12 protein-coding genes are annotated in these 26614 nt (G+C 63.8%); 8 read left to right on the top strand and 4 right to left on the bottom strand.

The annotated features are described in order from the left end of the window. The first annotated feature begins 58 nt into the window (after positions 1–58). A complete protein-coding gene (locus tag OZ411_RS37145; protein WP_282531904.1) occupies positions 59–12859 on the top strand; it encodes a filamentous haemagglutinin family protein in 12801 nt (4266 codons plus the stop codon). Between the two features lie 72 nt (positions 12860–12931). Here the strand turns inward: OZ411_RS37145 and OZ411_RS37140 are convergent, their stop codons facing one another. Further along, entirely contained in the window at positions 12932–14626 is a 1695-nt protein-coding gene (locus OZ411_RS37140) for a tetratricopeptide repeat protein (RefSeq protein ID WP_282531903.1), read from the bottom strand. A 316-nt stretch (positions 14627–14942) separates the two neighbouring features. Here OZ411_RS37140 and OZ411_RS37135 point away from each other — a divergent pair, with 316 nt between their 5' ends. After that, entirely contained in the window at positions 14943–15899 is a 957-nt protein-coding gene (locus OZ411_RS37135; protein WP_282531902.1) for an AraC family transcriptional regulator, read from the top strand. Between the two features lie 34 nt (positions 15900–15933). On the opposite strand, the gene OZ411_RS37130 is transcribed toward OZ411_RS37135, so the two are convergent. Then, a complete protein-coding gene (locus OZ411_RS37130) occupies positions 15934–16440 on the bottom strand; it encodes a hypothetical protein (protein ID WP_282531901.1) in 507 nt (168 codons plus the stop codon). 15 nt (positions 16441–16455) lie between these two features. Between OZ411_RS37130 and OZ411_RS37125 the strand changes: the two genes are divergently transcribed. From OZ411_RS37125 to OZ411_RS37105, 5 genes are all read left to right on the top strand, one after another. Next, positions 16456–16674: a hypothetical protein gene (locus OZ411_RS37125; protein ID WP_245474685.1), complete on the top strand. Its 219-nt coding sequence runs from the start codon at positions 16456–16458 to the stop codon at positions 16672–16674. A gap of 260 nt (positions 16675–16934) precedes the next feature. After that, on the top strand, positions 16935–17492 hold the full coding sequence (locus OZ411_RS37120; RefSeq protein ID WP_130581376.1) for a TetR/AcrR family transcriptional regulator: 558 nt from the start codon (positions 16935–16937) through the stop codon (positions 17490–17492). A 39-nt stretch (positions 17493–17531) separates the two neighbouring features. Beyond that, positions 17532–18728 (top strand): efflux RND transporter periplasmic adaptor subunit, encoded by a 1197-nt coding sequence (locus OZ411_RS37115; RefSeq protein ID WP_282531900.1) that lies wholly within the window; start codon positions 17532–17534, stop codon positions 18726–18728. Between the two features lie 4 nt (positions 18729–18732). Further along, positions 18733–21882 (top strand): multidrug efflux RND transporter permease subunit, encoded by a 3150-nt coding sequence (locus tag OZ411_RS37110; RefSeq protein ID WP_282531899.1) that lies wholly within the window; start codon positions 18733–18735, stop codon positions 21880–21882. A gap of 287 nt (positions 21883–22169) precedes the next feature. Then, complete coding sequence (locus tag OZ411_RS37105; protein WP_282531898.1) at positions 22170–23492, top strand: glycosyltransferase; 1323 nt, start codon at positions 22170–22172, stop codon at positions 23490–23492. A 72-nt stretch (positions 23493–23564) separates the two neighbouring features. Here OZ411_RS37105 and OZ411_RS37100 read toward each other — a convergent pair whose 3' ends face one another. Together OZ411_RS37100 and OZ411_RS37095 are read right to left on the bottom strand one after the other, a co-directional pair. Continuing rightward, positions 23565–24974 carry a PAS domain-containing protein gene (locus OZ411_RS37100; protein WP_282531897.1) on the bottom strand — a complete coding sequence of 470 codons (1410 nt, stop codon included), beginning with the start codon at positions 24972–24974 and terminating at the stop codon, positions 23565–23567. A 79-nt stretch (positions 24975–25053) separates the two neighbouring features. After that, positions 25054–25281, bottom strand: a complete 228-nt coding sequence (locus tag OZ411_RS37095) for a hypothetical protein (RefSeq protein ID WP_282531896.1) — start codon at positions 25279–25281, stop codon at positions 25054–25056. Here OZ411_RS37095 and OZ411_RS37090 point away from each other — a divergent pair. Further along, positions 25280–26509, top strand: a complete 1230-nt coding sequence (locus OZ411_RS37090) for a CaiB/BaiF CoA-transferase family protein (RefSeq protein ID WP_282531895.1) — start codon at positions 25280–25282, stop codon at positions 26507–26509. The genes OZ411_RS37095 and OZ411_RS37090 overlap by 2 nt on opposite strands. The last annotated feature ends 105 nt before the right edge of the window (positions 26510–26614 follow it).

Genomic DNA, 26614 nt, shown 5'->3' with positions numbered 1-26614 from the left:
GTCGCTGCGACATACCGCTGCGACGCTGGAAGCGCAGCCTTGTCCGTAGGAGCCTTCGATGCCGGTGCAAAGTGATGTCAGTTCCACCACCACCGCGCATCGGGATCGGCGCCGCTCCATCCTCCTTGCGGGCGTGAGCGCTGCGGCGCTGTTTCTGTCTGCGTCCGAGGCAATGGCCCGCCCCTTGGGCGGATCCGCGCCGACAGCGTCGGCTGCGGCGGTCGCAGCGGCGCAGTCAGCCGCAGAGGAGGCGGCGCGCGCTGCCATGGCAGCGAACGATTCGCTGCGACGCGCGACGCTTGCGATCCAGGCGCAGCAGGCGGTCCAGCAAGCCGCGCGCGATGCCGCCCGGGCAGCGCAGCAGGCGAATGTTGTTCCCAACGGGCTCAGGCCGGGCGGTCTGCAGATTGGCAGCGGGGTTATCGGCCCCAATGGGAGCGTGAACCAGAACCTTTGGAAGGGAGCCGACCTCCCGACCGAGCGTACGGATGGTGATCGCGTCAACGTCGACATCAGGCAACGCGAGCAGAAGGCGATCCTGAGCTGGGATACCTTCAACGTCGGCGCCAGAACAGACCTTCGTTTCGACCAGCAGGGCAACCGCAATTGGGTCGCGCTGAACCGTGTGCTCGGCGCGGATGCCAGGCCGAGCCAGATTCTCGGCAGCATCAAGGCCGACGGCTCGGTCTACGTCATCAACCAGAACGGCATCATCTTCGGCGGAACGTCCCAGGTGAATGTCGGTGCGCTGGTTGCGTCGACGGCGAAGCTCTCGAACGAGCAATTCCTCAACAACGGCATCTATTCGCGCTACGAGAACGGCACCTATTACTCGAGCTTCACGGATGCGGGCGGTGAGGTGAAGGTCGAGCCCGGCGCTCTCATCGAGACCAAGCCGCCAGCCAAGAACACGACCGGCGGCGGCTTCGTGCTGCTATTGGGTGCGGCTGTGGAGAATGCCGGCCGGATCTCGTCGCCGCAGGGACAGGTGATACTGGGGGCAGGCGACGATTTTCTCCTGCGCGCGGGCTATGGCACCGCCGCCAACCAGGCTTCGACGACGCGCGGCCATGAGATTGTGCCGCTCTTGCGTGCGGACAGTCTCAGTGGCGCGGCCACCAATTCCGGCTTGATCTACAGCCAGCAGGGCGACATCACGCTTGCCGGGCGCGCCATCGTGCAAGACGGCGCCCTCGTGTCGACCACCTCCGTCAACACGCGCGGCACGATTCATCTTCTGAACGCCGTCTCCGATACCAACGGGAGCGTCACGCTCGGTGCCCACAGCCTGACCACCATCCTGCCCGAGCTCGACAGCGACGCGACCGCGCTCAACAGCCAACGCGATGCGTTCGTCACGGCAGTGCGCCCTGTCGGCTATGATCCGCAGTTCGACAATCTCTCCAAGCTGCCGGATCGCCTGGACCAGTCGCATATCGAGATCGTGACCGGCGGCGACGTGGTCTTCAGAGGCGGCTCGATCACGCAGGCCCAGGGCGGGCAGGTGGCGGTTTCGGCGATCGGTCGCGTCCTTACCGGAAGCGGCGCCACCATCGATGTCTCCGGTACCCGCGGTGTGCTGCTGCCGATGTCGGCCAACAACATCGAGGTCAATATCCAGGGCAACGAACTGCGCGACAGTCCGGCCAATCGGGATCAGAACTATCTGAAGAACGCGGATGTCTGGATCGATCTGCGCGATCTCGTCCTGGTGCCCGCCGGAACCGGCGGTTATGCATCGGACCGCTACTACACACCCGGGGGACTGCTGGAGGTTTCCGGTTATCTCGGCAATACCGCGCACAAGATTGGCGAATGGACTGCCGTCGGCGGCACCATCACCTTGTCGGCACGGGACGTCGTCGCGCAGCCGGGCTCGATCTTCAACATCTCCGGCGGCTCCGTCACTTATGAGGGCGGCTATATCAAGACCAGCAATTTCGTCGGTGCGGACGGCCGGACCTACAACATCAACAATGCACGCGCCGATATGCAGTTCACGGCGCTCGGCGGGAGCTTTGTGCGCAAGCATTATATCCAAGACAAGGTTGACGATGCGCTGACCGAGATTTGGGCATCACCGTTCGGCAGGGGACGCGTGAGCCAGCGCTGGGAGGGTGGCTATACGGTCGGCCGCGACGCCGGCCAGCTCATTCTTTCGACGCCGACGTCGATCTTCGAAGGCACCATCCTCGCTGACATCGTCAAGGGTGAGCGCCAAAGCGGGAAGCGGCCTTCCGGCGCCACCGACGGCTACAAGCTGGGCCAGAACACGGTAGCGCAAGCGGGAACGCTCGCGCTTGGGGATTACGGCAAGCCTGGCCAGAGCCCAGGCGCGCCGCTCGGTTTTGTCACCGATGTCAAATTTGACGATCATGTTCCCTCGCTCGCGAACGCGCTGTCGCCGAACGCGTCGGTGCCTGAGGACCGCGCCAATACCGCGTGGTTCGATACCAGGCAGCTCAACAGCTTCGGATTGGGCGGCTTGACGGTGACGACCGGCGGGCATGTCGCCATCGACGCTCCGCTGACACTGGCGCCGGGCGGTCAGATCACCGCTGCCGCACCGGTTATCGATGTCAACAGCACCGTCACCGTGCGCAGCGGCAATGTGTCCTTCAGCAATGTCGTCGACGTCGGCACCGGGACGCTGCCGACCATCGACGGCATGCTGGGCGTGCGGCTGAACCCGGGCGCCGTGATCGATACGCGCGGGCTGTGGACCAATGCACTCCTTGATCGCGGCAATCTGTCCGGTCTCGCTTTTGTCGACGGCGGCAATGTCTCGCTGAACTCGCCCCAATCCGTGAAGCTCTCCGCGGGCAGCCTGATCGATGCGTCTTCCGGCGGCGCCATCCTCATCAATGGCAAGATCACGGGCGGCAAGGGTGGAAATATCACCCTGATCGCGGATGTGGCGAACGGGTTCGATCTTCTTCCAGGCGATCCGCTGGTGCTCGAAGGCACCGTTCGATCGTACGGAATGACAAAGGGCGGCACGCTGACCATCAGCAGCGGCAGCGCCATCAATATTTCCGACCTGCCGTTGCTCGCGGATGGTTTGCTCCCCGCCGGACAGGCTACGACGACAGTTCTGTTTCTGGATTCCGCCCTGGTCATTCCGGCGGGGACGCAGATCCCGTTCACTTACAGCATGACTGTCAGGAAGGCGCTTCCTGGCGAAGCGCTGCAAATGGATCTGATGCCCGACTTCTCCAGGGGCGTAACCGTCGGCGCAAATTGGCAGGTGCCTGACAGCCTGGCCTACGTATACGACAGTAACTTCACTTATTACTCTCCGGGCACCCAGGTACCCGCGGGCACGCAACTGCTGGGATCAGCCGGGGACCTCACCGCGGGCTATGTTGTTCCGGCCGACGCCTTTCCAAATGGATTGGCCGTCACGCCGACCACTGTGACTTATGCAGCAGGATCTACTGCTGCAAAGGAGTTGAGCGTGCCGACAGGGACGCGGATTCCCGCCGGAACCGTCCTCGCGCAGACCGTTGCCATCAAGCCACCGCTCAATCTCGACCCCGGCATCTTCAAGAGCGGGTTTTCGAATTACGACATTTCGAGCCAGGTCGGCGTCGTGGTCAGCAAGAATACCCAGGTCGATGTGACGATGCCGGTCTACCGGACGACCGCGGCAAGCTATACGGTGCCGACCGGCAGTGACCCGGCCACCGCGCTCGAAGTCTGGACACCGCCGCTCTACCAGGAAAATGTCAGCACTGGGCAGCTTACGCAGCGCGCCGGCGCCAGCCTCAAGCTGACCACGGATCCCAACACGGCGAGCGAATCCGGGATCCTGATCGACACGGGTGCGGCCTTGCGTGTGGATCCGGGCCAGTCGGTCAGCATCGCGAGCACGGGCCAGGTCACCGTGGACGGCATGATCTTGGCGCCGGGCGGCGCGATCACGATCGATCTCACCTTGCAGTCTCAGACCGGCATCCCGGGCCAGTCGATCTGGATCGGCGACAACGCTGTTCTCGATGTGGCGGGGCGGTCGGTGACGGCCGTGGATCGCCAGGGCCGGCCCTATGGTGTCGTTTCCGACGGCGGTTCGATTGCCGTCGGCGTCAGGTTCGACTCCAACGGTCAAGTCGATAACAATGGTTTCGTCGTGGTCCGGCCGGGAGCCGTGCTCGATGCTTCCGGTGCGAGTGCGGTGATCGCACCATACGGCGCGGTCGGAGGTGCCCCGACCGCGGTGGCGAGCAATGGCGGCAGCATCGCGCTCGCGTCCCGGCACGGAATCTTTCTGGACGGCACGGTGCGTGCGGCGACGGGCGGAGCGGGCGCCTCCGGCGGCACACTGTCGCTGTTGCTCGGTGAAAAGCCGGCGGGGGCCGATTGGGACCCGCCGGATGTCCAACTCGTACCGCGTCGTCTGATCATCACTCAGGACTACGTGCCGAGCGGCATGCGCGCCGATCTCAAGCCTGGAGAAGCCGATCCTACGCTGGGCTATGGGGTGGCGCGGATCAGCGCCAAACAGGTCGAGGCCGGCGGTTTCGACAGTCTTTCCCTGTGGTCATCGACCGCATTCGTGTTCGACGGTCCAGTATCGCTCAATCTGGGACGCAGCATCGTTTTCGACCGAGGCGTGCTGACGAGCAGCGACACCGCCAGCAGCGTGGCGCTGACGGCCCCCTACGTTCTACTGCGCGGGTATGCTTTTACGACCGGTCTGCCCGGGTCCAGCTTTTCCATATCGTCACCCTCCTCGCAGGCAACGACCGCAAAGCTCACGGTCTCGGCCGATTTGATCGACATCCAGAACTACGTCCAGTTCGGGGCGAGCGGTAAAATCGAGTCGAACAGCGGCGCGCAGGTGTTGTACGACATGGCTGGTTTCAGGGACATCGATCTCACCAGCCGTGGCGACATTCGGTTTGTGCGCAATACTGCGCAGACCAGCACCTTCCCCTCAGGGACGCGTACGACACTGCGGACGCCCGGCAACCTCACGCTCACGGCGGCCCAGCTCTATCCAACTACTGGCGCCCAGGCCGAGGTCTACGCTGCTTTCGATCCTTCGCTGCCCGACGCCAGACTCTCGATCAAACGCATCGACGATGCATTGCCGCAGACGCCGTTCTCGGCCTTCGGCAGCTTGTCGCTCTATGCCACCGTTATCGACCAGGGTGGCGTCATCCGCGCGCCGCTCGGCGACATCGTCCTTGGTGCCGACAGCAACAGCTTCGGCACCATTAGCACGACCGGCGCAGTAAACCTGCTTCCTGGAAGCATCACATCGGTGAGCGCCGCCGGGCTGCTGCTTCCTTTTGGCGGCACGACGGACGGCGTGAGCTACAAGTACAACGGCGGCGAATTTTCGTATGGCGGGATCAATACGCCGGTCGGCGGCAGTATCACGTTCAACGCGCAATCCGTCGTCGGGCACCCGGGCGCGACGCTCGACCTCTCGGGCGGCGGCGAACTTGCGGGCTCGGCGTTCATCTCTGGCCGCGGCGGTTCGGTCGACATCCTGACCACGGCCTTGGCGAACGCCAATCCGGCAAATTCCTTCAGCGCCTCCGGCAATGCTGTCTATGCCATCATGCCCGGCTATGCGAGCAGCTACGCGCCGAGCGATCCCAGCAGTCGGGCTGCACCGGTCACGGGCCAGCAGATCACGATACCGGCCGGCGTTCCGGGCCTGCCCGCCGGCACCTATACCCTGCTGCCCTCGCAGTATGCGCTGTTGCCCGGCGCCTTCCGTGTCGAACTCGGCGGCACATCAAAGGCCCCGCTCTCCGGCGCGATCAAGACAGAGCCCGGCTCCTATGGCTCCTATGTCGTGGATGCCAATACCAGCATTGCCAACACGTCGATCCAGTCGTCGCTTGCTGTCCGGGCGATCATCATGCCCGGCACGACGGTGCGCAAATATGCGCAATACAATGAGATGAGTTACAGCGACTTCGCGATCCAGAAGGCGGCGACGCTCAGCCAGACCCGTCCGGCATTGCCGGCGGACGCCAAGACCCTCAACCTGCTGCTCGCTGCCGGGGCCAGCGAAGCGCTGACCTTCGCCGGCACCGCCCTGTTTCAGCCCGCCGAAGGCGGAATAGGGGGGACGGCGACCGTTGACGTCACCTCTGCGGATGGTACGCGTCCGCCGCTGGAGATTTTCGGCGCCGCGCCAACGCCGGGATTTGATGGCGTTTCGGTGCGCGCGTCCGAGCTTAATGCGCTCAACGCGGGGCGGCTCTGGATCGGCGGCAGCAGGTGGTTGATCGGTGGATCCTCGTCGATCGTAAACTTCCGCGGCAGCACGGAAATCATCAATGTGCGCGCCGACGCCTATCTGCGCGCGCCCGAAATATTCCTCATCGCCGCCGACTACAATCCATATGATGACGTCGATGGTGGCCGGATCAATATCGAGGCTGGTGCGCGGATCGAAACCATCGGGATGGGCAAGCCGCCATTCGATTCATCCGACGGCCTGCTCTATTCGAGCCCAGGCACCATGGTCGCAGTCTCGAACGGATGGCTCAACTTCCTGCCTCCGGCGAGTGGCGGGACAGCGACAGGCGGAATCACAATCGGCGCTTGTCCGAGCGGTTCGTGCTCCAGCGACGCACGCATCGTCTCCGACGGCACAATTACGTTCCTGACTCCAGGCGAGGTGAAATTCGGCACGAATTTCAGGTTGGGCGCGAAGTACCTGTCCCTCGCGGTGCCTACCATCAATATCGGTGAGACCGCCGCGTTGGCTGATGCCAACGTTCCCACCGGCTTTCTGCTGAATCAGAGTGTGCTGAACATGTTGCTGGCCGGCGATCCCAGTCTCGGTGCGCCGAAACTCGAGCGTCTGACATTGGGGGCCGCCAATTCGATCAATTTCTTTGGAACGGTGAGCCTCAACACCATCGACCCGGTAACCGGAAAATCTTCTCTGGATCAGCTCGTGCTGAACACACCCGCCATCTACGGGTATGGTGAGGCGGGCGAGGTCGCGACGATCACCACCGGTACACTCTACTGGAACGGCGTGATCGGCAATGTTGTCGCTCCGCTGGACCAATATGGCAGCTTGCCTCCCGGCCCCGTGGTGCAAAATGGTCCCGGCACCGGCAGCGGTGCGCTGAACATCAACGCCGAACGCATTGTATTCGGCTACAGCGATACGGAGCGACAGCGCAAGGACACGACGCTCGATCGTCTGGCGCTCGGCTTCTCGACCGTCAATCTTGCCGCCAGCGATCGCATCACCGCCAATGGCAAAGGCTCGCTATCGGTCTACCAGGCGCAGGGCGATTATGTTGAACGCAAGGGCTATGCCTATAGCGGTGGTGCCCTCAACCTGATCACGCCGCTACTGACAGGTGAGGCCGGCTCCGTCACCACCATCACGGCGGGCGGCGCGCTCACCATGCGCGCGCCGGCGGGCGCCGCTGTGGTCACGACGGATGCGCTCGGCGCCGAAATCCGCTTGAACGCGGCGAGCATCACGCAGTTCGACACCACCATCGGCCTGCCGAGCGGACGGCTGACCATGAATGCGACCGGCGACATCGTGCTCGCCTCGGGATCGAAGCTCGACCTCGCCGGCCGTGCCGTGCAGCTGATCGATCAGACCCGCTACAGCTGGGGCGGCGACGTGATCCTGACCAGCACGGAAGGCAACGTGGTCCAGCAGGTGGGGTCGACGATCGATATCTCGGCCGCGAACAACGATGCCGGCACCGTGACGGTGGAGGCGCTGGGCGCCGGGGCGGGGCGGGTGGATCTGGCCGGCCTGATCAGGGGCGGCGGCAGCGGCGGCCATGACGCGGGCGGGGGCGCGATCGTTCCGTACGATCAAGGCGGCATCGGCATTCGCGCCCAGACGTTGGCTGACTTCGTCGGTCTCAACCAGCGCCTGACCGAGAGCGGTGTCATCGGCGCGCGCAGCTTCGTGCTCAAGCAGGGCGATCTCACCATCGGCAACGAGGTGAAGGCGCGCGAGGTCACCGTCTCGGTCGACGGCGGCAGCCTTACCGTGGTGGGCCGCATCGATGCCAGTGGCGCTGAGGTCGGCTCCATCAGGCTTTCCGCACGCGACAACCTGACCCTGGCACCGGGATCGATGCTCGACGCGCATGGCACGGTGCTGCGCGTCGACAGCTACGGCCAGCCGATCGAAGCGGCCAACCGCGCCGTTGTCGAGTTGACGACAAAACAGGGCACTCTTGATCTTGCGGCCGGCGCCTCGATCGATGTGCGGTCGGCGGACACCGTCGCGCGCGGCGGCATCATCTTGAACGCGCCGCGTCGCGGCGGCGTGAACGGTACGGGCGACGGCGCCAACGACATTGCCGTCTCCGCGGCAGGGCCGCTTGATATTCGCGGCGCGCAAAGCATCGCGCTGAACGGATTCCGCAGCTACAACGATGCGCCTCTCGATCCCAACCCCACTGCCAGCGGTCGTCCGAACCAGATCATCACCCAGGACTATCTTGACGGCATCGATGCCGACAGCACCGCATTCATTGATGCGGCCTGGCTGAATGGCGCGCTGCAGTCGAAGATCGCCGGTCTCAAGGCGTATGGAAACGCCTTCCATCCGCGACCCGGCGTCGAGATCAGAAGCGCGACCGACGATGGCGACCTGACGGTGCAGGGCGATATCGAGCTTGCCGGATACCGCTACGGCTCCAATGCGGATCGCAATCCGATGTCGCCGACCTATGGGGCAGGCGAGCCGGGCTCGATTGTCATCCGCGCCGGCGGCGATCTCAACATCTACGGCAGCGTCACCGACGGCTTCGGCAAGCCGGTGGCAACGCCCGACGGCGACAATGGCTGGTATCTCACGAGGCCGGGCTATCAGGGAACGGATGCGAACAGTGTCGACCTCAAGCTCCCTGTCAGCGTGACCATCGCGGCGGGGACGATGCTCGGCGGCGTCGATTCCCTGAACTTCGCCATTCCGCTCGGTAACATGACCGTGGTCGCGGGCGCGGTGATCCCGACGGAGGTCACGCTCGCCGATTCAGTCACCGTTCCTGCTGGCGGCGTTGTTGCAAGAGCCACGATTCGGCTCCCGGACGGCCAGACTTTTACCAAAGGACAGGTCATCCCTGGCGGCACCGAGCTTCCGGCCGGGACAATACTGAGTGCCGGCACTCTCCTGCCGGTTGTCGTGCTAATCCAGGCGATGCTCTGGCCAGCAGGCGCTCCTTTGGGTGTGTTCTTGACTGAAATCACTCCCATCAAAGTCGCGCAGGATACAACCATTCCCGCCGGCTCAGTCCTTCTGGGACTGCTTCAGATTTCCGAAGGCGGTTTTGTCACGATCGACCCAAGCGGCGAGCGCGTCATCAACCCATTTGTCCCGCTGCGCGCGCCTGGAGCGGATGGAGGCCAGGGTAAAGTCTGGGGGAGCGCTCCCATGCTTTCCGCAGGATCACTGTCGTGGTCAATGCGGCTCGCAGCCGGTGCCGATCTCAGGTCGGCTGACACCCGCACGTTGAAGCCGGGCCGCAGCGGAGACATCAACCTGGCCGACACCCATTACTCGGGAGCTGTCGGGCTCGTCATTCTCCCGGGCAACTCGCAGGGAGTCGATCCCAGCGACGATCCTGTCTTCTGGTGCAGCTATGCTCCTGAAATATGCGGTCCAGGTTTCAGGGTCGGGTCGCCGATTTTCAGCGTGCTGCGCACCGGCACGGGTGATCTCGAATTGCTGGCGGGGGGCAACTACACGCAATACTCACTCTATGGCGTCTACACCGCCGGCACTCAGGCTGCTGCGGTCGATCCGAAATACCAGCTTCCGCGCGGCGCCGATGGCAAAACGCTGCCCGACGGGACGCTCTATCAGGCCTATTATCCAGATCACGGCGGCAACGTGCTGCTCTCGGCCGGCGGCAATATTTCCGGCCTGAGCTTCGGCACCAGCAATGCGGTTGGCAACTGGCTGTGGCGGCAGGGCGGGGACATCGCCGGCCAGGCGACGGCCTGGTGGATCAACTTCGGACTCTACTCCAACGGCGTCAACCCGAACGATGGCAGCCAGACGTTGGGGACGCTGACCGGCTTCAGCGGCCTCGGCGCACTTGGCGGCGGTAACGTGACCGTTTCAGCCGCTGGCGATATCGGTGCCCTGACGAGTCTTTATCCGCCGAATACGGCGCTCGACGTGGCGATCGGGGGAACCGGACGCGTGACATCCGTCACCATGGATGGTGATCGGGTCACCGGCGGAACGCTGGATCTCACCGGCGGAGGCGACCTGACCATCAAGATCGGCGGCACACTGCACGGCGGCATGTCCTTCAACGGACCGGGTGCCACGCTGACGAATCTGCGCGGGCGGCTTGATCTGGCGGCTGGCGCGATCGGCACGCTCGCACCTGTGTATGAGGCCAGTACCGTGGATCCGCGCGCCCCCGATCCGCTGGTCGCCTACCAGACGCGATACAGTGACGGATTGTTCGTCGTCCTTGGCGATGCGGCGGCGACGCTGACCACCCGCGGCGATCTGGCTCTGGCCGGCACCGCCGATCCCGGCCGTCTACCTGTCCAAAACACCACGCCTTTCCTCTACACCGCCGCGGATGGCACGCAGATTCCCTACGATCATGGCGGCAATTCGTGGTTCTCGCTCTGGCGTCCGACCACCTCGATCGACCTGTTCGCGGCAGGTGGCAATCTGATGCCGATGTTCGACTATCAACCGCCCCTTACTGGCAATGCATATAATTGGGATCCGACCTACGCCCCGCCGACCTTCCGCGCTGTTGCCGCGAGCGGCGATATCCTTCTTCCCGGTGAAGTTTCGGCCTACGGCGCATTGCGGGGTTTCGAACTAGCGCCGTCGCCGGTTGGCCAGCTCGAATTGCTGGCACGCGGCTCGATCTACGCGAATGGCTTCTCCGTCAGCATCTCCGGCGCCAGGGCCGATGCCAATTCGATTGCGAATCCATTCAAGCCGGCGTTCTACGCCGGCGCACCTGGTCAGCCGATACCGGATCCCATCACCGGCCAGCCGATCACAAACGTCACCCCGGCGCTACTGACCGCTGGCGCCTTTGGGAGTCTCAGCCCATTCACGTTCTTTCTCGATACGCCGATCGCGGACACGCCGACCGCGACATTGCACGCCGCCGATCCCGAGCCCGTGCGCTTCTATGCGGCAAATGGCGACATTATTGGCCTCACCACCGGAGGAATTTCGACGGTTAATCCGTATGACGTCTCGTCCGCGAAATACTACGTCGCGGCAAAGCCGGTGCGCATCATGGCGGGCCGCGACATCATCGACGCAGCCAATGATCGCTCGTCCGGCAGTCTGATCCTGCACAACCATGAAACCGATATTTCGGTAATTTCGGCCGGCCGCGACATCTATTACGCCAAGTACGGCATCGCCGGACCCGGACAGTTCGACATCACCGCCGGCCGCAACGTGTACCAGGCCGACAAGGGTCTGCTGGTGAGCATCGGCATGCTTCCGGACGTCGATCCGCTGGCGGCGGAGAATCGCAGCGGCGGCGCCGGAATCACGGTCACTGCGGGCGTCGGCACAAGCGGGCCGAACTATTCCGGGTTCGCCGAGCGCTATTTTGACTCAGCAAATCTCGCCGATCCTGCGCGGCCGCTTGCCGACCAGCCCGGCAAGGTGGCCAAGACCTATGAAGACGACCTGTTCACCTGGCTCACGAAGCGGTTCTCGCCCGAGCACCCCTATGTCGCCAATGGCAAGCAATATGTCTTCACCGGCACCAAGGAGGAGGCGCTCGCGTTCTTCGTGGCGCTGCCTGCCGAACAGCAAGGCGTGTTCGTCCGGCAGGTCTATTACGCCGAGCTAGATATCAGCGGGAAGGAGTACAACGATCAGGACAGTCGCCGTGCCGGCAGCTACGTGCGTGGCCGCGAGGCCATCGCCACGCTGTTTCCGGGCAACGACGCCGCAGGCCGGCCGATCGCCTATCACGGCGACATCACGATGTTCAGCTCGCTCACGCCCAATCCGGACAATCCGACCGGGCCACAGATCCTGCGGGATGCGGGTATCCGCACTGAACTCGGCGGCGCGATCCAGACCTTGACGCCCGGCGGACAGACACTGGTCGGCGTCGAAGGCATCGCTCCCGGCCCCAATGCCGGTCTGATCACGATGGGCGCCGACAGCGCTATCCAGATGTATTCAAAGGGCAGCGTCCTGTTGGGCCTCTCCCGCGTCATGACCACATACGGCGGCGATATCCTGATCTGGTCGGCGGAAGGCGATATCAATGCCGGCCGCGGCTCCAAGACGACGCAGATCTTCACGCCGCCGCTCCGCAGCTATGACCGCTACGGCAACGTGACCATCTCTCCGCCGATGCCGTCGAGCGGCGCGGGCATTGCCGCCATCAGGTCTCTCCCGGACGTACCGCCAAGCGACGTCAATCTGGTTGCTCCGCTCGGCACCATCGATGCGGGCGAAGCCGGCATCCGCGCCAACAATGTCAATCTGGCTGCGCTGCAGATCATCAATGCCGGCAACATCCAGGCGCAAGGGACCGTCACCGGTGTTCCCATCATCGAGGCGCCGAATGTGAGCAATGCGCTCGCGGCGAACAGCACCGCGGGCGCCGCGGCGCAACAGGCCGCGATCCCGCGGCAGGGTCCTGCCGACGCGCAGCCGTCGGTCATCATCGTCGAGTTCATCGGTTTTGGCGGCCCGCAGGATGAAGGCGATCAGCCGCGTGACGAACGACGACGTCCTGGGCGTCAGAGCGGACAGTATGATCCGAACGGTATGCTTCGGGTCCTTGGGAACGGCCCGGGTGCGGCCGAGCAGGCAGGTGAGCTGACCACGGAGGAGCGAAGCAAGCTGACCAAGCAGATGGATGCGTCCGGGGCCCTGTGAGGCTGGTACGTGACAGGTCGGGGCCAGCCGCAAAAGACACTGACGACAACGCTTTGAGCGAGGTTGTTATCGTCAGCGTTCCGGCAATCCGAGCTCGAGCAGCGTCTGCATGGACTGCTCGCCCGCCGCGAGAAAAGCCGGGCTGGCATTGCGCGTTGGCAGCGAGATATTGAGGGCCGTCGAATCGGGCCGCAACGCCATGGCCTTTGCCATCGCCGTCCTTGCCTCGTCCGGCTGGCCCAGGCGCTGATAGGCCACGGCCAGCAGCATATAGGGGCGTCCCGACGCCGGCGTGATGGCGATCGACCGCTGCAGCCAGGACACCGCTTCCTCGTTGCTGCCCATGAGCAGGGCGGTCCATCCCGCCCCGAGCATCCAGGTCCAGCGCGAAACTTCCGGCGTGTCGAAGCGATCGGCCTGCTTGAATGTTGCCAGCGCGTCCTCGAAGCGCCCCAATTGAAGCTGCGCCAGGCCGATGTGGTAGAGAACCAACCCGTTCCACGGATCAAAACTCAATGCTTTCGCGCAGGCCACCAGACCTTCAACGAACTCGTTGGTCGCGGTCAGGAAGCGGCAATAGGCTTCCAGCACCGGAATGTAACGTGGCGTCGTCTGTCGCGCGCGCTCCAGCAGCGCTCCGGCGTTGCGCTCCGCCGACGAACGTTCGGCCGGCGCGTACCACGTCATCTGAATCCCGCGCAATTGAAGGGCGGCCAGCGCGATCTGCAGCTCGGTATTGTCGGGCTCGGCGGCAAGCGCTTTTTCCAGCATCGTCTGCGCTGTGGCAAAACGTTCGCGCGTCGTTCGATTGATCGAGGCTGTGGCTTGCTCGATCGCAACTTTGGCGTCGCCGGCTGCCGCCGGATGGGCGCCGGATTCCAGAAGCGCGTTAAGGCGCCGTGCCAGCGCATGACCTGCTCCCGCGGCCAGCCGCGATTGCTGCAACTGCATGTCCGATTCGGTGGCGTCGACCGAAACCGTAACGACCGCCTGGACTTCGCCGGTGGCGGTCTGGATCATGCGCGCCCGCAAGATCCAGGATTGCGGACCTTTCTCCAGTTCGCCATTCAGCACGAAATCTGACTGTGCCGAGGGCGTGGATGCGGGCGCCGTTGCCGCCGCGACCTGCCGCGGTGCGACCACGCGGATATTGTCGATCCTGGCCAGACCGTCGGTCAGGCGGTCGGTTACAGCCGCCGCCGTGCCGGGCCCTCGGGGGTCGTTGCTCGCATCGACGATCGGGGTTAGCGCAATGGTCGGCGGCGACCGCTTGAACATGAGATCGGGACGGAAGGTCGGAGCGGCCACCGCAAACCCGAAGATCACGCAGAGGGCTGCTGCGGCGGCGGCAGCCACCGGCCGGCGCAGGCCGAATAGCCGCCGCGGTGTTGTAATCTCGGTCGCGGGTTCAGCGCTTGCAATTGGCTCGGCGTTTGCCTGCACGGCAACGGCAGGTGCTGGCGGCTTAATCGACACTTCGGCTGCGAACAGGTAGCCGCGGCCGGACACGAGTTTGATCGTCTGCCGCCGGTCATCGCCCAGCGCGGTGCGAATCTCGCGGATGCATTGGAACAGGCTGTCTTCGCCGACATGGACGTTCGGCCAGACCGCCTCCATCAGCTCTTCCTTGCTCAGTACCCGGCCCGCATTGGCGGCGAATAGCTGCAGCATCTCAAGCGCTTTCGGCCTGAGCCTGACCGCCCCGCCATCCGGACCGCGCAACTCGGCGCGCTCCCGATCGAGCTCAAATCCGGCAAAACAAAACACCCAGCCCCCGGTTCCCCGAAACTGCCCCAAGCCGCCGGAAATGTCGGAAAATCCGTGCTGTGGCGGCTCATTCAGAAAATATCAGAAAAACTTCAGAACGCCACGGGCGCCGCATCAGGACACCTGGCCGCCATCATGGGACGAATGCGCTCCCGCCTTTTCGGCTGCCGTGGGGCCACGCGCTGGCGGGTGGGGCGGGGAGAGGCGGTGTTCCGGAAAGTATTGGGATCGGTTCGGGGCCCCCTGGGTACCGGCACACCGACCTCGCCCCGTTTTGCGACAAAGACGCTTTTCATTCCTCTTGGATGAGACCCCTGTGCTCAGCTTTACCACCGACGACGTCGACCCCGAGCATCGTTTCGATCATTGGCGCGAGGTGCGAGGAAAGAGCCTGTTCGGTGTCACGATTGAACTGCCGACCGAGCGCCGCGCCGACTTTCAGGGGCGGTTTTCCGCGATCGATATCGGAGGCGCGATCGTCTCGCGGATGCATGCCTCGTCCTATCGGGTCAGCCGGACCAGCGGCGATATCGCGCGCATGCCGGCCGACAGCCTGTGCATTGCGTGGCAGACGCGCGGGGCCGGCTGGATGGATGTCGGCCGGGGGCGGGGGCATCGCGTGGCCGATGGCGACATCGTCATCAACCATTCCGACACTCCCTTCGAGGGGACACCGGAGCGTTCCGACGGGTTCGACTTCCTGATGCTGAAGATCCCCCTGGGCCGCGACGTGCTGCTGGGCGCGCCGGCCCATGACCTTTTCGCCGCGACGCTGTTGCAGAAGAGCCCGTTCTTCAGGGCGCTCTCGGCGCTGTTTCATGCCTTGACGCAGGAGCCGCGCGGTGTCGCCGATGCCTCGGCAGAGATCACGCATATCGCAAGATTGGCCATGCTCGCGCGGGGCCGTCTCTTGCCTGGAATGCCCGAGTGCCGCGCGGCGCTGCGTTCGGGCTTCTACTATGCCGCGCGTGACATTCTCGTCCGCGATCTGCATCAGCCGGGCTTGTCGCCCGCGCAGGTCGCGCAAGAACTCGGAATATCGCTGCGGCAGGTTCATGTGTTGTTCGAGCCGACGGGGCTCTCATTCTCGCGCACGCTGGCGGCCCTGCGGGTGCGCAAAGCGGGCGAGTTGCTGGCAATGGCGCCGTCACGGCCCGTCGCGGATGTCGCCTATGCCTGTGGCTTCGATAGCCTTGCAACATTCTATCGCGCCTTCCGAAATTACTACGGCATGACGCCGCGCGACATGCGCGTTCACGCGAACTGCGAGTGAGGGGCTGTGGCCGCTTCGCTACGATGGCGCAAAGTCATGGGGACGCTTGCAGGTCAAAATCGAGGGCGTGCGCGCATTGAGAAGACAGCCCGTTACCGCTTCTGTAAACGCCCGCAGGCATTTGAATTTTCGGATCATTCCCGAAAGAGGAGTGGCCGAGCCGTTCAGGGGGCTCTTCTCGCTTGCTGACCATCAGGGTTTTCATCACCAAAATATTTTCAAAATCTACAGCTTGCGGCGAATATTGAGGCAGCGCGCGTTCGCGGCTGCTGCCAGCCGCGCGCGTCTGTTCGTTGATGCCGTCTCGCTGATCAACAGCAGGCTTCGATGGCCGCTCTAGTCTTCTCGGCTTCCGGCCGCTCGGCAATCCGGTGTGCGCCGCCGGCGCTGTAAATTGATCGGAAAGGAAGGCCGGTGTATCACGCTGCGCGAGATCTGAGCGTAGGGAAGAGAAATGGCGGCAGGGGATTTGGACGTTCTGATTCGGTCGATGGCAAAGAAGCAGGCCAAGGCGATCACTGATGCCGCCAGGAAGCAGCATGGCCGTCTGATGGGAATGGCCGTCAAGGCCAAGGACAAGGAGACCAAGGAGCGCCATAAACACCTCGCCAAGAACACGCTCGCGTCGGCAGCGGCGGCGGCGAGACGGCTGCAAATCACGGCGGAGAATGTGGCCGACAGCTATGCGCGATCGATGAAGAAGGCCGCCGAAGAAAAGCCGCCAGCGGCAAAGCCGGTCAAGGCGGCTAAGCCGGCCAAAAAGAAAAAGGGCTGACTTCGACCCGCCGCACGACGTCGCGAGCACGCCCCGGCTGGGCGAGGTCTCGCGGCGCCCGCTCAAGTTGGCGGCCCGTACGAAAATTACCGGGCGATCACAAAATACTTAAGTATTTCAATCTGTTGTGCGTGAGTTGGTTGTTTTCAACGGCCAATCCGACAACCGATGCCTCGCAATATTGCCTGCTATCAGCAAATCTTTACTTGAATTAAAACACGAACGTTCGTATTTGATCGATCGCCGATGAGGGGCGCGAATTGTCCAGGACACGCAAAATCACGACCGACGATATCCTCGATGCTGCGGAGCGGGTGGTTATCCGTCTCGGGGCCGCGGGCCTTTCGATCGATGCGGTGGCCCAGGAGGCTGGCGTCAGCAAGTCGCGGGTCGTCTACGACCATAGGTCCAAGAGCGCGCTGCTGGAGGCGTTGATCGACCGCCGCGTCAAGGCGGAGCTTGAGCGCATCGAACAGACCGTGGCGGAGAACGCCGGCACGCCGCATCCCGAACTGTTCGGCCGGATCGCGGTCGCCGAGCGGATTCCCGACGATCGGGACAAGGCGGTCGCGCTCGCGATCAGCGCCTCGATGTCGAGCGAGGAGAAGATCCAGGAGCAGATGCGCGACTGGACCCTGGCGGACTTGCGCGCGATGGCCGCGGGCCTGCGGCCGAAAGCGGCGCTGATGGCCTACCTGGCGCTGACCGGCTTTTACTGCACCGAACTCTTCGGCTTCCACCAGTGGGACGCAGCCGAGCGATCCGAAATCCTCGCAGGCATCAGGACGATCTACACGTCCTTTCCCGACGAAAGCTGATGCCGCCCACAATTCGCTGACACTCAAGGAAATCAAGAAATGTACAGCAGCAGAGCTCTGCCGCGCGTGAGGACATATCTGGCAGCGGCGGCATTCCTGGCGCTAACGATCGGTGGCGTTGCCGCGCAGCAAGGCGCGGAACTGCCTCCGCCTGCGGTCAGCGTGATCGAACTCAAAGCGCATCCCGTTCCGGTCGTGAACGAGCTTCCGGGCCGCATCGCTGCGACGCGCATCTCCGAGGTTCGCGCGCGTGTTTCCGGAATCCTTCAGGCGCGCGTGTTCACGCAGGGCACTCCGGTCAAGGAAGGCGACGTCCTTTACCGCATCGATCCGAAGCTCTTCCAGGTGCGCGTGGCGAGCGCCGAAGCCTCGCTGCGGCGTGCGAAGGCCGTTCAGCAAAATGCGAAACAGCAGTTCGAGCGCCAGAAGACCCTTCACGAGCGCGACGCCACCAGCGGCGTGAACCTGGATACGGCAACTGCGACCCTTGCCCAGGCCGATGCCGACGTCGCATTGGCCGAAGCCGCGCTCGCCGAGGCGAAGATCAATCTCGACTACACCGAGGTTCGCGCCCCGATCAGCGGCCTCATCGGCGGCGCGCTCGTCACCGAGGGCGCGCTTGTCACCGCCGACGGAACGCAGAATCTGGCGCTGATCCAGCAGGTGGATTCCGTCTATGTCGACTTCACGCAATCGGCGCAGGACCTGCTCACGCTCAAGCGCGCCGTTGAGGAGGGCAAGCTCGCCAGCCCGGCGCCGGGAGAGGCCCGGGTCGAACTCGTCTTCGACGACGGCGGCCTCTATGCGGAAGCGGGGCGGTTGCTGTTCGCCAGCGCCAGCGTCGATTCCACCACCGGGCAGGTCACTCTGCGCGCCGAATTTCCGAACCCGAAACATGACCTGTTACCCGGCATGTATGTTCGCGTGCGCATTGCGCAGGCCGTTCGCGAGGGCGCCATCACCATTCCTCAGCGTGCCGTGACCCGGGCCCGCGACGGCAAGGCGCAGGTCTACCTCGTATCGGAAGGCGGGATTGCGGAGATGCGCGACGTCGAACTTGGACAGGCACTCGGTTCGGAATGGGTCGTCGAGTCCGGCCTGAAGGAGGGGGAACGCGTCGTCGTCGATGGCGTGCAGAAGGTCCGCTCCGGTGGCAAGGTTGTCCCCGAGCCGTGGAAGCCTGCCGATCGCGAAGCGGGAATCCCCGCCGACCAGCCGAACAACCGGGCGAGGTAATCTGATGGCTCAGTTTTTCATCAGGCGGCCGGTCCTTGCCTGGGTCTTTGCCCTGTTCATCTGCATTGCCGGTGTCATCGCGATTCCGCTCTTGCCGGTCGCGCAGTACCCCAAGGTCGCGCCGCCGCAACTGACGATTTCGACCTCCTATCCGGGGGCTTCGCCGCAGGAAATCTATCAGGGCGTCACGCGCCTGATCGAGGAGGAACTGAATGGCGCCGCCAGGTTGATGTATTTCGAATCGACGTCGGACACGTCAGGCTCGATCAGCATCAACGTATCTTTCGAGGCCGGCACCAGCATCGAGCAGGCGTCCGTCGACGTGCAGAACAGGTTGCGGCGAATTCAATCGCGACTGCCGGCAGCGGTGGCCGCGCAGGGCGTGACCGTGGAAGAGGCTTCAGCCGGCTTCCTCATGATCGTGTCGCTCACGTCCACCGATGGCAAGCTCGATGAAGTCGCGCTCGGCGACTACTTCAGTCGCAACGTGCTTGGCGAACTGCGCCGTCTTCGCGGAGTGGGGCGCGCGCAGTTGTTCGCCGCTCAACGCGCGATGCGCGTCTGGATCGATCCGGACAAGATGGTCGGCCTCGGGCTGACCGCCGCCGACATCAACGGTGCGATCATGGTGCAGAACGCCCAGGTCGCGGCCGGGCAGATCGGCGCATCGCCGAATCCGGTCACAACCGACCTGACAGCGACCGTTCTCGTCAAGGGACAGCTCGCCAACACCAAAGAATTCGGCAACATCGTGCTGCGGGCAAACCCGGACGGCAGCACGGTTCGGCTCAAGGATGTTGCCCGCCTCGAGCTCGGCGCGGAGAATTACAACTTCTCCAGTCGCCTGAACGGCCAGCCGAGCGCCGCTGTGGGCGTCCAGCTCTCCGCAACCGGCAACGCGGTCGCGACGTCGCGTGCCGTGCAGGCGAAGATGGAGGAATTGTCGCGGTTCTTCCCGCAGGGCGTGAAATATTCGGTACCCTACGACACCAGTCCCTTCGTGTCCGCCTCGATCGAGAAAGTGCTGGAGACGCTGCTCGAAGCGGTCGTGCTCGTCTTCGTGGTGATGTTCGTCTTCCTGCAGAACTTCCGCTACACGCTGATCCCGACGCTGGTGGTGCCGATCGCATTGCTCGGCACCGGCGCGGTCATGCTGGCGGCGGGCTTTTCGATCAACGTCCTGACCATGTTCGCGATGGTGCTGGCGATCGGCATCCTTGTCGACGACGCCATCGTCGTCGTCGAGAACGTCGAGCGCATCATGGCGGAGGAGGGACTTTCACCGAAGGACGCCACCAGGAAGGCCATGAAACAGATCACGGGCGCCATCCTCGGGATCACGCTCGTTCTTTCTTCCGTCTTCATCCCGATGGCGTTCTTCCCTGGCTCGACGGGAATCATCTATCGCCAGTTCAGCCTGACCATGGTCGTTTCGATCCTGTTCTCGGCATTTCTGGCGCTGTCGCTGACGCCGGCGCTTTGCGCGACCTTCCTCAGACCGATCAAGCATGGTCATCATGGGAAGAAGGGGATTGGCGGCTGGTTCAACCGCAAATTCGAAGCATTGACCGATCGCTACACCGGCGCTGCCGGCGGCATCGTGCGGCGCGCCGGGCGCATGATGGTGATCTATCTCGCCCTGGTCATCGGCCTCGGTTACTTCTTCGTCAGCCTCCCCACCGCCTTCCTCCCGAACGAGGACCAGGGCTTTCTGGTCGTTGACATCCAGGGCCCGCCCGAAGCCAGCGCCAACCGGACGCTGGCGTCGATCAAGCAGATCGAGGAGATTTTCAAGACGGAGCCTGCCGTGCGCGATATCGTGGCCATTCAGGGCTTCAGCTTCTCGGGCAACGGCTCGAATGCCGCCTTGATGTTTGTGACCCTCAAGGACTGGAGCGAGCGGGGCGCGGGCCAATCCGCCCAGGCGATTGCCGATCGCGCCAACGGGCAATTGTTTGCACTGAAGGACGCGACCAGCTTCGCGCTTTCGCCGCCGCCGATCGACGGCTTCGGCACGACAGGCGGCTTCGCATTCCGTCTTCAGGATCGCAATGGCCTGGGTCAGGCGGCGCTTACCGACGCGGCGGCCGAGCTGATGGAGAAGGCCGGCAAGAGCCCGGTGCTCGCGGGCCTTCGCATCGAAGGGTTGTCGGATGCGGCGCAGGTTCTTCTTGTTATCGATCGCGAGAAAGCCAACACGTTCGGCGTGACCTTCGCCGACATCAACAACACGATCACAGCCAACCTCGGATCGTCCTACATCAACGACTTTCCGAACGCCGGCCGCATGCAGCGGGTCATCATCCAGGCTCGGGATCACGGCCGCCTGCGGGTGGAGGATCTCCTGAAGCTCAACGTCCGCAATGCGGGCGGCGGCATGGTGCCTTTGTCCTCGTTTGCCATGGCCCAGTGGCAGAAGGGATCGCCGCAGATCGTCGGATATAACGGCTACCCGACGGTGCGCATCGCGGGCGAGCCGGCTCCAGGCAATTCGTCGGGCGCGGCGATCGCCGAGATGGAGCGCCTCGCTTCGGAGCTGCCGAACGGCATCGGCTTCGAATGGACCGGTCAGTCGCTGGAAGAGATCAAATCGGGATCGCAGGCGCCAATTCTGTTCGGCCTCAGCATCCTCTTCGTCTTCCTGCTGCTCGCCGGCCTCTACGAAAGCTGGTCGATCCCGCTCTCGGTCATGCTCGTCGTGCCGCTCGGCGTGATCGGTTGCGTCCTGGCCGTGATGCTCCGAGGAATGCCGAACGACCTCTACTTCAAGGTCGGGCTGATCGCCATCATCGGCCTGTCGGCGAAGAACGCCATCCTGATCGTCGAATTCGCCAAGGACTACTACGCGGAAGGCAGATCGCTGGCTGACGCTGCGGTTGACGCCGCTCGCGTCCGCTTCCGGCCGATCATCATGACGTCGCTCGCCTTCACGCTCGGCGTCGTGCCGCTCGCCATCGCATCAGGCGCCAGCGCGGCCAGCCAGAACGCCATCGGCACCGGCGTTCTCGGCGGCATGATCTCCGCGACGGTTCTTGCGATCTTCTTCGTCCCTGCCTTCTTCGTGTTCGTCCTGCGCCTGCTGCGGACCAGAAGGCCGGCCGCGAACGATGACGCGGCAGTCGAGGCTCCGCTTGCGAAGCCATCTGAAGCTTAGCGGTCAGCACGGCCGGCGCTAGAGCACCGTCCAATCAGGTCGAGTTTCGAGCTGCGATGAATCTGCGCTCCCTCTCCCGCTTGCGGGAGAGGGGTGGGGTGAGGGTGTCCCCACGATGGGACTATCCGTGGGGAAAGAGCCCTCGCCAAACTCCATTTCAGCCGTAACCATTCTCTCGCTGTTCGAAGCCGAAGCGTAGCGATGCTTCGCCAAAGTCCTCCCTGAGCCGGCCGGGCCTTCTCAGGGCGAGATGGTCTCCCGCGCCGATGTTCACGCTGGAGGATCACATGAAAGTTCTCATCGCTTCGACGCCTGCAACCGGCCATCTCAATCCGCTGCTTGCAGTCGCTCGCGGCCTTATCGACGAGCGACACGATGTTACATTCCTGACCGGCAGCGTGCTGCGGTCACGGGTTGAGGCCATCGGTGCAGGATTCCGTTCGCTGCCCGCCGCCGCCGACCTCGATCTGCGAAAGTTCGATGAGGCCGTGCCGGAGCTCAAGAATATGGAGCCTGGGCTACAATGGCTGCGCGTCGCCCTGGAGCGCATTTTTGTCGATACCATGCCGGCGCAACATGCCGGGTTGCAGCAGCTCGTGCACGAGCTCCAGCCCGACGTCATCGTGGGTGACGACATGTTCTTTGGTGTGCTTCCGATGGCGCTCGGCTCGCGTGCAAATCGGCCTCCGGTGGTGCTGTGCGGGACTTCGGTGCTGCACTCGAGCCGTGACGATGGCGCACCGCTCTTCCTTGGACTTCCGCCCGCAACCACCCAGGCAGAGCGTGACAATTACGCCGTCATCGCCAAGGAATATGACAGTGTGGTCAACGAGCCGGCAACGCGCCGGATCAATGAGCTCCTGGCAGAACTGGGCGCGCGGCCGTTGCCGACAGTGCTGTTCGAGGCCGTTGTGGAACTGGCCGACGCCTATCTGCAGCTATCGGTGCCCAGCTTCGAGTTTCCGCGAAAGCTGCCGTCCACGGTCCATTTCGTGGGTAGACCTCCGATCATTCCGAACCAGGCGCCGGTGCCGCCATGGGCCGGTGATCTCGACGGCACGCGCAAGGTGGTGCTGGTCACGCAGGGGACGGTGGCCAATCACGATTTCGGTCTTCTCGTCGCGCCGACACTGGCGGCCCTTGCGGACGAGCCGGATCTGCTGGTGGTGGTGACCACGGGTGGTCGTCCGGTCGATGCGATCCCCGGCCCGATTCCGTCCAATGCCCGCGTGTCCAGCTACCTGCCGTTCGAGTGGATCCTTGGAAAGACGGATGTGTTCGTCACCAATGGCGGCTACGGCAGCGTCAATCAGGCGATGAGCTTTGGAATTCCGATCGTGAGCGCCGGTTTGACCGAGGACAAGGCCGATGTGAACGCGCGCATCGCGTGGTCCGGCGTCGGTATCAATCTGGCGACCAATCAGCCGGATCCGCGGGTCCTGCGCGAGGCGGTTCGGACCGTGCTCGAAAAGCCGGGCTACCGCATGCGGGCCGCATCGATGGCCGATGAGTTCGCCAAACGCGATACGCGATCGCTGATCGTCCGCATCATCAACGAAGCGGCGACAGGAAAGAAAGCGCCCGTCCGCCGCAAGGCCGCAGCGGCGTAACTCCGCATCCCGTCCGATCGATATCGCTCAGGGGATCATCGTTGAACGCTGATCCCCTGATATCCCAGGCGGTCATCGATCGGCCTGTTGCAGGAATTCGAGCGTCCAGTTTACGCCCGTCGGGTGAAAATCGAGGTTGCCGCTGCCGTTCAGGGCGCGGGGCACGATCTGCTCGATCACGACGCGGCCGAAACCTTGCCGTTGCGGCGGCGTCACGGCGGGGCCGCCCTTTTCCGACCACGAGAAGCGAATGCGGTCGTCCGTTTCCTCCGCGTGCCAGCGGATCACCACCTCGCCGCCGGGCGTCGACAACGCCCCGTGCTTGGAGGCATTGGTCGCGAGCTCATGCAACGCCAGGCCCAGATGCTGCACGGCGTCAGGTTTGAGGATGATCGCCGGGCCATCCACGTCGATGCGCCCTGAATTGGCTTCATCGAAGGGGCGCATCTGCGACGACACCAGATCGTGCAGCGAGGCGCCACGCCAGCTATCCCTGACCAGCAGATCGTGACAATGCGCCAGCGCCTGCAGCCGCTCCAGAAAGCGCGTCCGGTACTGCTTGACGTCCCCGGCATATTGCGCAGTCTGGTTGGCGACCGCCATGACGACCGCGAGCAGGTTCTTGGTGCGGTGTGAAAGCTCCTCGACGATGAAGCGGATGTGCTCCTCGCGCCGCTTCTGCTCGCTGATATCGATGTGCGTGCCGATCCAGCGATAGACCATCGAGGCCGCATCCCGGAGCGGGATCACCCGGGTCAGGAATGGACGGTAGCGCCCGTCCTTTCCGAGCAGCGACAGCTCCATTTCGAGCGGCACGCCGGCACGCAGCGAATGCGCCCAAAGGCTCTTGACCTCCGGCTGTGAGGCAGGGGAAAGCAGCGCCTGCCAGTCATGAACGCTGCCGGCTTCCACCGGCACACCCGTATACTCGTACCATTGGCTGTTGATCCAGAAGATCCGGCCGTCCGCGTCCGCCATCCAGACCAGTTGCGGAATGGCGTCGGCCAGCGTGTGAAACTGCCGTTCGCTGGCCAGCAGCGCGGCTTCGGCGCGCTTGCGTTCGGTGATCTCCTCGGCGGCGACATTGACGCCGATGATGTCGCCGCGCGGTCCCCGGTGCGGGTGCCAATAGGTGATCCACGTGCGGTCTTCGACCTGGTCGGGACGCTGCCCGGCCACCTCGACGCCGATCACCGGCTCGCCGGTCGCCATGATCGAGCGGACGATCGCCTCGACCGAGTCGGCCAGCGCCGGCACGCGCTCCCGCACGGTTCGCCCAAGATGCCCTTCGACGGAAATGCCGCATATTTCGGTCAACCGCTGGTTGATATGCAGATAGCGGCAGTCCGGCGACAGGAACGCGAGCCCGATCGGCGCAGTGTCATAGATCAATTGCAGTGCGGGCTGCTCGGCAAACGGCAGGCCGGCCAAGGCGATGCTCGGCAGATCCGCCTGCGGCTGGTGGCGCGCATCATTGGGCACCGGATGCCTCGTCAGTGCTTCTCTGTCCGCCGCCACCCCCGCTGGCGCGACCAGCCTACACCGGCCTCCCGGCCCTGTGTCAACTGATCCCGCCGCATGCATTCTGTGCTTTCAAGTTGTTGAAAATACATACAAAGTTCATCCCGACCGGACGGGGATCGCTGGCCGCCTGAAGATAGACGGATAGCTTCATGCCGAGAGCGCAGTACTCGCCGTCGGAAAATAGTGTATCCGCTGTTTCGACAGCGCGGCCGGACCTCTGTTCCCGCGCCACAAGAGCATAAGTTTCTTCGGAGGAAGTTTTCATGTCGGCTCTGCCACTCTCGGGCATCAAGATTCTCGACCTGACGCGTGTGCTCGCGGGTCCCTTGTCGGCGCAGATGCTGGCCGATCTCGGCGCCGAGGTGATCAAGATCGAGCGTCCCGGCACCGGCGACGACGCGCGCGCCTTCGGTCCGCCTTATCTGGTCGATCCTGACGGCAAGGAGAACAACAACAACTCCTTCTATCTCTGCGCCAACCGCAACAAGAAGTCGGTCACGGTCAACATCGCAAAACCGGAAGGGCAGGAGATCATCCGCGAGCTCGCCAAGGGCGTCGACGTGATGATGGAGAACTACAAGGTCGGCGATCTCAAGCGCTACGGGCTCGATTACGAATCGATCAAGAAGATCAACCCGCGCATCATCTATTGCTCGGTGACCGGCTTCGGCCAGACCGGCCCCTATGCGCCGCGCGCCGGCTATGACGCGATCTTCCAGGCGATGGGCGGGCTGATGAGCGTCACCGGCCATATGGACGGCGAGCCTGGCGCCGGCCCGATGAAGGTCGGCCCCTCCATCGTCGACTACATGACCGGCATGAACACTTCGATCGGCATCCTGTCCGCGCTCTACCATCGCGATGCGAGGGGCGGGGAGGGGCAGCATGTCGACGTCTGCCTGTTCGACACCGTGATCGCCTCGCTGTCGCACTACGCGCAGATCTATCTCGTCAACGGCAAGACGCCGCCGCGCCGCGGCACCTGGGGCAATGGCGGCATGCCGGCCGGCGTGTTCCGCTGCACCGACGGCGAACTGATGCTGGTGGTCGGCAATGACGCGCAGTTCGAGCGCACCTGCGCCGTGCTCGGCGAGCCCGAACTCGCCAAGGACCCGCGCTTCATCAAGAACAACAACCGCGTCGTGCACGGCAAGGAGATCATGGCGATCTTCGCCGGTTTGTTCCTGAAAAGGCCGGTCGCCTATTGGCTCGAGGAGCTGGAGAAGGCCGGCGTGCCGTCCGGCCCCGTCAACGATTTCGCGCAGATGTTTGCCGACGAGCATGTCCGCTCGCGCGGCATGGAGGTCAAGGTCGACCATCCCTTCGAACATTCGCTGTCGCTGATCCGCAATGCGCTGACGTTCTCGGCCACGCCGATCAACGACTACCGCGCACCGCCGCTGCTCGGCGCGAACACCAAGGAAGTGCTGTCGAGCAAGCTCGGCTACGACGAGGCCATGATCGAGGGCCTGAAGGTGAAGGGGATCGTTTAAGCGTTGCGGCGGAGCGTAGCCCGGGTGGAGCGAAGAGACTGGGCAAGAATCTTGGCTGATAGGCCGATGCGTGTACGATTCGGTTATGCCGAATCATAGGTTCAA

This window comes from Bradyrhizobium sp. Arg237L, assembly GCF_029990105.1.
Taxonomy (GTDB): domain Bacteria; phylum Pseudomonadota; class Alphaproteobacteria; order Rhizobiales; family Xanthobacteraceae; genus Bradyrhizobium.
The sequence above is the reverse complement of the archived record's forward strand: the minus strand, read 5'-3'. Positions and strand labels throughout refer to the sequence as shown.